At 37.2% G+C, this 6,592-nt stretch carries 6 protein-coding genes and 1 pseudogene; 2 read left to right on the top strand and 5 right to left on the bottom strand.

Annotated features, from left to right (window positions below):
- Positions 1-86 precede the first annotated feature (86 nt).
- Positions 87-440 (top strand): annotated as a pseudogene (locus tag AC2FAP_RS24305) (IS3 family transposase); the annotation flags it as partial.
- Between the two features lie 337 nt (positions 441-777).
- On the opposite strand, the gene AC2FAP_RS24300 reads toward AC2FAP_RS24305, so the two are convergent.
- The 5 genes from AC2FAP_RS24300 to fimA form a co-directional block, all read right to left on the bottom strand.
- On the bottom strand, positions 778-1,233 hold the full coding sequence (locus AC2FAP_RS24300; protein WP_406601055.1) for a fimbrial protein: 456 nt from the start codon (positions 1,231-1,233) through the stop codon (positions 778-780).
- A 74-nt stretch (positions 1,234-1,307) separates the two neighbouring features.
- Positions 1,308-2,357 (bottom strand): fimbrial protein, encoded by a 1,050-nt coding sequence (locus AC2FAP_RS24295; RefSeq protein WP_272755940.1) that lies wholly within the window; start codon positions 2,355-2,357, stop codon positions 1,308-1,310.
- Positions 2,358-2,373: 16 nt separating this feature from the next.
- Positions 2,374-4,860 carry a fimbria/pilus outer membrane usher protein gene (locus AC2FAP_RS24290; protein WP_320718288.1) on the bottom strand — a complete coding sequence of 829 codons (2,487 nt, stop codon included), beginning with the start codon at positions 4,858-4,860 and terminating at the stop codon, positions 2,374-2,376.
- A gap of 10 nt (positions 4,861-4,870) precedes the next feature.
- The gene (locus tag AC2FAP_RS24285; protein ID WP_172686936.1) at positions 4,871-5,563 is read right to left on the bottom strand and encodes a fimbria/pilus periplasmic chaperone; all 693 of its coding nucleotides are present in this window, start codon (positions 5,561-5,563) and stop codon (positions 4,871-4,873) included.
- Between the two features lie 62 nt (positions 5,564-5,625).
- Positions 5,626-6,174 carry a type 1 fimbrial major subunit FimA gene (gene fimA / locus AC2FAP_RS24280; protein ID WP_172689063.1) on the bottom strand — a complete coding sequence of 183 codons (549 nt, stop codon included), beginning with the start codon at positions 6,172-6,174 and terminating at the stop codon, positions 5,626-5,628.
- Between the two features lie 375 nt (positions 6,175-6,549).
- On the opposite strand from fimA, the gene AC2FAP_RS24275 reads away from it, so the two are divergent.
- On the top strand, positions 6,550-6,592 hold a 43-nt coding region (locus AC2FAP_RS24275), incomplete at its 3' end, for an IS1 family transposase (protein ID WP_485453028.1).

The following is a 6,592-nucleotide window of genomic DNA, read 5'->3' as shown; positions in this document are numbered from 1 at the left end:
CGCATGACACGCGCAAGTTCGCCGCAGATCTGAATCTGGAAGCCTGCACAACGGCAGTGAGCAGTCCACAGAGTAACGGCATGGCCGAACGCAAAGAGCTGCTGCGTCTGCTGGGCAAGAAGACAATGGAAAACGAGCTGCTGAAAGAAGCCGTTGAATATGGCCAACAAAAAGTGGATAGCGCACAAGCCTTTGTTGCCAGAGGATGGCGAATAAGCCTTGTCGTAGCTCCCTCATGGTGCCACGTGCGTAACTGCATGCCATGGTCAGTCGGTCGAAGGACTGGCAGGATCGTCGAGGCATACCGTTATCGGCGATCTGCCAACGTATGGTTATCGTGGGATGTGGCACTGCTTCGCAGACAATCAGAAACTGACTACATGACCGTTATCAACGCCAAACGCGTATACCGCATCATGCGTCAGAATGCGCTGTTGCTTTATGCATTCTAACGAAGATGTGCTGGAAAAACGAGTAAAAGTCTAGTGACAATGTAAAGCATATAAGCATAAGGAAACCCGGAAAATTACAATTTAAAAAAATTTTATATAATTAATATTACAATTAGGAAAATGTCTTGTGGATGAGTTTAAAATCAATCAAACCAAGGGGGGGCTATTATGTACTCTAGCACTCATCAATAAATGAAGTTTAAAGGTTTTCCGTTTAAAAAGATGGATAATAAGGCCTTGAAATATAAAAATTAACAAATGAATATTCACAAGTGACTACCTTATAGTTTCTGGTCGTAGTAAAGTATCATACAAACCCTATTACTTATATGTAATCGATAGCAATTACTGAATCAGCATTAGCGTTTCCGGTCATAACAGGTATCACCAAAGCTTTATATTGCGCATTAAAATTTAAAATTACTTTAGCTCCAGTTATAGAATTTGATATATTATATGTTTTTGGGCGCCCAACAGGTAACCTCATGCCAGAAGAATCAGTTAATAAGATTCCGACTGAGGAGCCAAGCGTGGTGGATAATAACGTTGAATCAATGGCATTACTTTTACCTAACAAAGTTAACTTGATTTGGGAGATATTTTCACAATTTTCTAAGGTTATTGAAAATGGTATTTTCCTTGATTCCCTTCCGGCAAAGTAAAAATAAGATGAAGCCCAACTACCTAAATCAACAAATTGCTCATCACTACCCACAGATATATCACACCCCTTCTCAATCAAGTTTGCCCTTAAAATTACATTTACACTTCCCAAAGTCATAGGGTTCGCTATATAACTAAAAGTTATTGTTGAAGAAAATAAAATTTTTAAAAAAAACATTTTCATACGATGTCCTATGCAAAATCAACGCGCAAATAACCTAAAGATGTAACTGGCCCAGAAGTCGGTTTATTACCGGTGATGCTTACAGGGTAAATTATAAGAGTTATAGTTGATTTACCCGTCATATCAAGAGTAAAAGGTATAAAGCGATTAATATCATTTGGTGTTAATGGCTTACCGGTCGAATCCTCAATATTGAATCCAACATCAGGATTGTCGGAAACCAATGAATTACCACTAACCTTTTCTGACTCTAATCTCAAAGTTAAATTAGCTTGTGCGGCAATGTTTGTGCATTGAATGTTTACATCTTTCTTAACTGGTAGAACATTTATAGCCTTGACACCAGCTGTTTGGAACGCACTAGTCGGTATGTTCCCAAAGTCGACTGACACTATTGACCCTGTATCAATAATACAGTTCTGTGGAACTATTATCATCCCGGTAATATAAACCGTAGAAACTGGGGGGCCACCAAAAGAACCTTTATTATTAGAACGATAGACATCAAATAATTTCACACTAAAATTGGACTCACCTACAAAGGGTTTAACTATATAAAGAGATATTTTCCCGCTAGCACCTGTATTTGCATACGCAGATACTTTACCATCACATTGAATATAGCTGTCTCCACTAGCCCCATTTGTGGCATTATCCCAAGGTACAGGGACGTAGCTATTCGTAAGGCCGCCTATATAAGCTTTTGCTGATGCCTGCAAATATTCATTTACTGTATACCATACTGTGCTACCATCCTGCCTAGCAATTGGCAACGACGTTTCGGTTTTAAAATATGTGGCACCATCCCCTTCGCCAGCTTTGCAATCACAAGTAACTGGCGAAGGCACTGTGCTTCCCCATGTGTAAATGTTATTAAATAAATAGCCTGTCTGGTTCTGATTTGGATCATTGATATTTTTCGTGAAATTAAAAATATAAGGAATTGTGCCATTTACAGGATGACACCATCCAGTCCCAGCATGTACGTTGGGAAAATGTAAAAATAACAATATCGACGCAAGGATGAAGTGCTTAGCAGCTCTTAGTATTAATTGCATACATTCACCTAAATGATTATTCGTGACAAACTAAAGTAAGTTGAGTTAATTTTTTATTGTCAATGCCAGATAAATTAAATTTTGAGGTGCAGTGCTGCTTTTCTAGCTCGCCCCATTTCACTCTTAAATTACCAGATTGAGTAAGCCCTGATAAAAACACTTTCCCATCTTGATCCACAATACCTGTTGTTTGAGTGTTGGTAACAACCATAGCTCCAAAAGGAATTATATTCCCATTTTTCCTTTTTAGCGTGAAGTATGCCTTTTTCCCGACCTTCGAATCGAAATCAGCACGTACTAATGCATTTTTTGTTGGAATAACATATTTAACTGCTTGATTAACATCAGTGTCATCGTTTAAGTCGGTTAAATCAAGAGCAACACGGTTTTTTCTGTAACTACTAGCATAGGGAACAATAGCATGACCATGAGAATCAGTTCTAACACCAGTGATATTTTCAACAGAAATTCCATCAACTCCTGGAGCAGAAACTATAATAGCTGATCCATAAATTGGTTGCCCAAAAACAATTCCATCATTGAATGCAACAATACTGCCATTTAACATATAGTGTAACTGTCTGTATTTATTGCTATGATTATATCCTAATGATGCTTCTGCTTTAGAACCACGAAAAGTTGAACTTAAAGACATTGAATCTTTTTCACTTTCTGCAGCAGCTTGTCGGAAGCTGTATAAAAGATTATTCTCGGCTAACAAAGTACCACTAACGCCTGTTTGTTGCGAAGCTTTACCATTTCCATCAAGTGTCGTAGTGGAAGTAGCATATAAAGAATTATATTTACCTGCGTAATCATTACCCGATTGCCTGCTGTACATCAATCCCAGGGGGAAAGAAAGATTTAGTGAAAGTAATTTATTAGCTTTATCAAAGTAACTGTTTCTGCTATAAGATATTCCTAGATTATAATTCAAATATTCCCAAAAACCATTAACCCCGATCTGCAAATTCCTATCATATGCAGATTGGCTCCAGTAATTTTCATTTTGGCCTGAGATATATAAATTACCAAGACCACCAACCCTTTGGTTAATGCTTATTTGCGCCTTGCCTTTTTTCCTTTTCCTTAAATCATTAAAGCTGTAATAACTATCATTCATGGAATCACCACTTAGATGGTTATATGAGGCTTCATTAAGAGTATAAAACCCTTCTGTCGAATATCTATAGCCAACAATTTGAATGTTTGTACCATACTTGTTAAGTGATTTAGCATATACAATTTTATAAGATTGACCATTATGTACAGAATCGTCATTTAATACTGCATGAGAAAAAAGTACATCAGAGGAAATAGCTCCGAAATCACCTAAATCATGCGCAAGACCAAAAGCATAACTCTGATATTTTTCAGCTAGCTGGATACCCGTATTCATAGTTATATTATGTGATAAACCCAAACCGTAGGAAGCTTGTAGAATACTTTTCTCAATAGAGCTTTTTGCATCGCTTTTTCCAATTGAAAGTGAATGAACGCTTTTCCCTTCACGTTGTAGATTTGGAACCGTAGAATAAGGAACTGTATAAGAAAAAACTTTCCCGTTTTGCTCAGTAATTTTAACAAACAAATTTCCGCTGCTTGTCGTTGGATAAAGATCATTTATTTCGAAGGGCCCCGCACTAACAGTTGTTGAATATATTAAATTATTATTCTGTGTTACTTCAACCTGAGCAGTAGTGCTGGCTACACCTCTAATTGTCGGTGCAAAACCTCGCAGACTATCAGGATACATTTCCTCGTCCGAAGCAAGTTGAAAACCTTTAATTAAGACGTTTTCAAAAATATGTGACTGAGTATATAATTGGCCTATAGTTAAATGGCTTTTTAGTGAAGGCAAAGGTTTTTCCGCGTATGTGGCAATGTTCTTCCATTTATTGTTCTTCCCATCGTTATAGTTCCAAGTAGAATTATCCCTCAGGCGCCAATCTTGTATGTTTAGACCTGAAGTAAGGTTTAAAAAATAATCATTCGTTTTTTTTGTATTGTTACCGCTAAAGCGATAATTCATCAGAAATGCATTAATACCATTATCCCATTCAGTTGGCGATACGGTACCACGAGCATTGCTTTTTAATAGAAGTGATGGAATTCGAATATTTAAGCTCTGCCTTTCACTATCGTAATCAGCTTTCGCATAAGAATTTATGTCGTTTAAAAAAACGCATTCCTTGTCAATTTTTAAATTGATAAACTCATTTTCTTTTATTACTTTACCTAAGAGAGATTTATTAATGCAAGGATAAACATTTCTTTCATGCGCTTCTTCCTTTATCGAAAAATACACATCATCTTCTATTAGATACTCGTCGTTGACATAGATATCTAGCCGATACACGCCCGGAGCCAAACCATCATGGTCATAGATGGCCAAATCCGCGACCTTTCCTGCCTTAGCATCCAGAAAATTAGGATTAAAAAACTCCTCAGCATATGACAAGTGAGAAATAATTACGGAGATCAGTAATAATCTGGTTTTCATATATTGAGGCTCACAGCTTAACTGATGTAACTGGAGAGTTCCCACCGAAATCATTCACACTTTGAAATGATAAGTTGATTATTTTATCATGTTTTACAAATGGTACCAAGGTTGTACTGTACGGAGAAAACATATGAGTTGAAACTTTTTCATTATTTATTTTGAAGTTAATTAATGTTATGAAATATGGAGTTGGGTTTTTAACTTGCATACCACCTAAAACTGGTAAAAACTGGAGTTTCTTATATGCATCAAGTGAAGAGCCATAAATTCCATTTGGTCTATAAATGAGTTTTATGCGCGACAGCACAGCAATTTGCAATACATTTTTACCATCCATGTCTTTTTTTTCCAATGATGGGATGGCTTTGCTATTCAAATAAAATATTGTTTCTTTACCTGCCGCTTCTCCATCACCGATGTAAGATATTCTAATGTTATTTTCAGATGATGGCTTACTTACAAATAAAGGCGGAGTAAGAATAAAATTATCACTTTTTTTCCCATCTTCAGTTTCTATCCAAGATTGAATCAAAAATCTTTTTTTTTCATCACTATTTGTAATATTCAGTACTGTGCTTTTTTTATCTGCGTTATAAATAATGCGTGTCGAGCCTAATGCGATCCCCCCACACACACCTACTTTAGTAAATGAAAGCAATGCAAAAATAAAAATAAACTTGGCAATATTATTTAGATTCATTATTTATCCTCTAATCCTTAACCCTTCATCCTTCCCTGGACGATAGCATTAATTATAAGGTACTACTGATATTGCATTACAAATGTTGCATCTGCATCAGCTTCACCTGGTGTAACAATTGCAGCTGTTGATTTGTAACGAGCATTAAATATCAAAGTATTTGTACCTGTAATCAAAGTATTTGGAGCAGAAAAAGTTGAACCATCTGGAGTCAAAACGGTTCCTTGTTTATCAGAAATTTCAATTCCTACACCAGCTGCAGCTCCGCCTGCACCACCGCCAAGATTGCTTGTAGAAAGAACAGTTGGATCGTTAGCATCAACTGCACCGCTGAATGCAACTGATGCGCTTTGTGCCACTAAAGTATCACAATCATTCAGAACAATATTGAATGGAATTGCACCAGAACGCACTCCTACTGAGGTAAAGAGAGAGCTTTTGTACTGTCCGAGATTAACCGTCTGGTCTGAGCTTTCAGCACTTACTGAACATGCAGCATTAACGATCTGCCCTTTAAAATGAACAGTACCACCTTGAACAGTTGTGCTTGCTGCACTTGCTACTGCCGAAAATAACATCATACCTAATGCAATCGAAAATAATTTTACCATCTTCTCACCTTTTATTTTGGAAATTTAACCGCATACAGGGAAAATTATTTACCCGATGTTATTTTATTTATTTAAAAAAATTTTGCATCTGAAATAATGGCATGAAAAGGTTTTTTTATGCACCTTTGGATGTCCTATAAAAAACATTGAAAACCATCCGCACAGCGCGCTGGGATATCACTCCCCCGACGGAATACCGGCGGCAGCGGGCATCGCTAACTTAAGATACAAAAGCTGTCCGGAGATGGCGGGTCAAGATCACGACCTATATTTCGACGGCTCTGGCGAAGAATCACTTAGGAGTTAAGAACAAAATTCGGTAATGCTTCTAATTGGTTGAATTCGATGTATAATGCTCGCCTTTGAGGTTTACTCATGGCCAGCGTTACCGTTAATTGCCCCCGTTGTCAGTCTGCTC

This window comes from Enterobacter cloacae complex sp. 394I7 (genome assembly GCF_057320345.1).
The sequence above is the reverse complement of the archived record's forward strand: the minus strand, read 5'-3'. Positions and strand labels throughout refer to the sequence as shown.